The organism is Caproiciproducens faecalis (assembly GCF_019448085.1).
GTDB classification, from domain to species: Bacteria; Bacillota; Clostridia; order Oscillospirales; family Acutalibacteraceae; genus Caproiciproducens; species Caproiciproducens faecalis.
The window spans coordinates 1-2,537 of sequence record NZ_JAGFNZ010000008.1 but is presented as its reverse complement, the minus strand read 5'-3'; the positions used below and the strand labels follow the sequence as shown (position 1 = coordinate 2,537).

General features: G+C 51.2%; 1 rRNA gene. It reads right to left on the bottom strand.

Annotated elements, in window-relative coordinates:
* Positions 1-23 precede the first annotated feature (23 nt).
* A 23S ribosomal RNA gene (locus J5W02_RS14590) occupies positions 24-2,537 on the bottom strand; the annotation flags it as partial.

Sequence of the window (2,537 nt, the reverse complement as noted above, 5' to 3'; positions counted from 1 at the left end):
AAATGAGGGTTGCCAAGAAAAATATGGTCAAGCCCTCGGCCTATTAGTACTGCCAAGCTGAATACATTACTGTACTTACACACGCAGCCTATCAACCTTGTAGTCTTCAAGGGGCCTTACTAGCTTATGCTATGGGATATCTAATCTTGGAGTCGGCTTCACGCTTAGATGCTTTCAGCGTTTATCCGATCCGCACATAGTTGCCCAGCTGTGCCATTGGCATGACAACTGGTGCGCCAGCGGTGCGTCCATCCCGGTCCTCTCGTACTAAGGACAGCTCTCCTCAAATATCCTGCGCCCACGACAGATAGGGACCGAACTGTCTCACGACGTTCTGAACCCAGCTCGCGTACCACTTTAATCGGCGAACAGCCGAACCCTTGGGACCGAATACAGCCCCAGGATGTGATGAGCCGACATCGAGGTGCCAAACCTCCCCGTCGATGTGGACTCTTGGGGGAGATCAGCCTGTTATCCCCAGGGTAGCTTTTATCCGTTGAGCGACGGCAATTCCACTCTCATACCGCCGGATCACTAACTCCAACTTTCGTTACTGCTCGGGCCGTCACCCTCGCAGTTAGGCTAGCTTACGCGTTTACACTCTAAGGCACGGTTTCCGTCCGTGCTGAGCTAACCTTTGAGCGCCTCCGTTACTCTTTTGGAGGCGACCGCCCCAGTCAAACTGCCCGTCTAACAATGTCCCCCGGCCGGATTCACGGCCGCAGGTTAGAATTTCAGCAACTTAAGAGTGGTATCCCAACATTGACTCCACAAAGGCTGGCGCCCTTGCTTCCAAGTCTCCCACCTATCCTGTACATAAATTACCGAAACCCAATATTAAACTGCAGTAAAGCTCCATGGGGTCTTTCCGTCTTGTCGCGGGTAACCGGCATCTTCACCGGTACTACAATTTCGCCGGGCGGGTAATTGAGACAGTGCCCAGATCGTTACACCATTCGTGCGGGTCGGAACTTACCCGACAAGGAATTTCGCTACCTTAGGACCGTTATAGTTACGGCCGCCGTTTACTGGGGCTTCAATTCAATGCTTGCACATCTCCTCTTAACCTTCCAGCACCGGGCAGGTGTCAGCCCCTATACTTCATCTTACGATTTGGCAGAGACCTGTGTTTTTGCTAAACAGTCGCCTGGGCCTATTCTCTGCGGCCTACTTGCGTAGGCACCCCTTTTCCCTAAGTTACGGGGTCAATTTGCCGAGTTCCTTAACTACCCTTCTCCCGTTGGCCTTGGAATTCTCTTCCTATCTACCTGTGTCGGTTTGCGGTACGGGCGCCGTAGATATACATAAGACTTTTCTCGCCCTGCGCTAAGCATACTTCCCTACTCTAATTTCGGTCCCTTACGCCCGGGTCAACCATCGCCCGGGTTATGCCCTTTGCAGGTGTCCTCTTACTTAAATCTTTTGGCGGCTACGGAATTTCCACCGTATGTGCATCGGCTACGCTTCTCAGCCTCACCTTAGCTCCCGGCTTACTTGGAGCGGACGAACCTTCCTCCAAAAACCTTAGACTTTCGGCCAATATGATTCTCACACATTTCTCGCTACTCATTCCGGCATTCTCACTTGAATAAAGTCCACCAGCGCTTCCGCTCTGACTTCACCCCTTATTCAACGCTCTCCTACCATAGTACTAAAAGTACCATCCCAAGCTTCGGTATATAGTTTAGCCCCGTTAAATTTTCGGCGCAGGGTCACTCGACCAGTGAGCTATTACGCACTCTTTTAATGAGTGGCTGCTTCTAAGCCAACATCCTGGTTGTCTGTGCAACCCCACATCCTTTTCCACTTAACTATATTTTGGGACCTTAGCTGTGGGTCTGGGCTGTTTCCCTTTTGACAACGAAACTTATCTCACGCTGTCTGACTCCCGTACATCAATTATCCGGCATTCTGAGTTTGATAGGTTTCAGTAGCCTTTCGGCCCCTAGACCATTCAGTGCTTTACCTCCGGTAATCTAATACGAGGCTAGCCCTAAAGCTATTTCGGAGAGAACCAGCTATCTCCGGGTTCGATTGGAATTTCTCCGCTACCCACACCTCATCCGCTACTATTTCAACAGGAGTCGGTTCGGTCCTCCATGAGGTTTTACCCTCACTTCAACCTGGACATGGGTAGGTCACCCGGTTTCGGGTCGAATACAACTGACTTCATACGCCCTGTTCAGACTCGGTTTCCCTGCGGCTCCATCCCTTAAGGACTTAACCTTGCCAGTTACATTCACTCGCCGGACCATTCTACAAAAGGTACCCGATCACCCATTGACGGGCTCTCGGTGCTTGTAAGCACAAGGTTTCAGGTTCTTTTTCACTCCCCTTCCGGGGTCCTTTTCACCTTTCCTTCACAGTACTGTACACTATCGGTCACTGGGTAGTATTTAGGCTTGGAGGGTGGTCCCCCCATATTCCCACCGGGTTTCACGTGTCCGGCGGTACTCTGGATACAGCTAAGCGCTTTCCTTTTTCGCATACGTGACTCTCACACTATCTTGTTGGCCTTCCCATGCCATTCTGCTAAA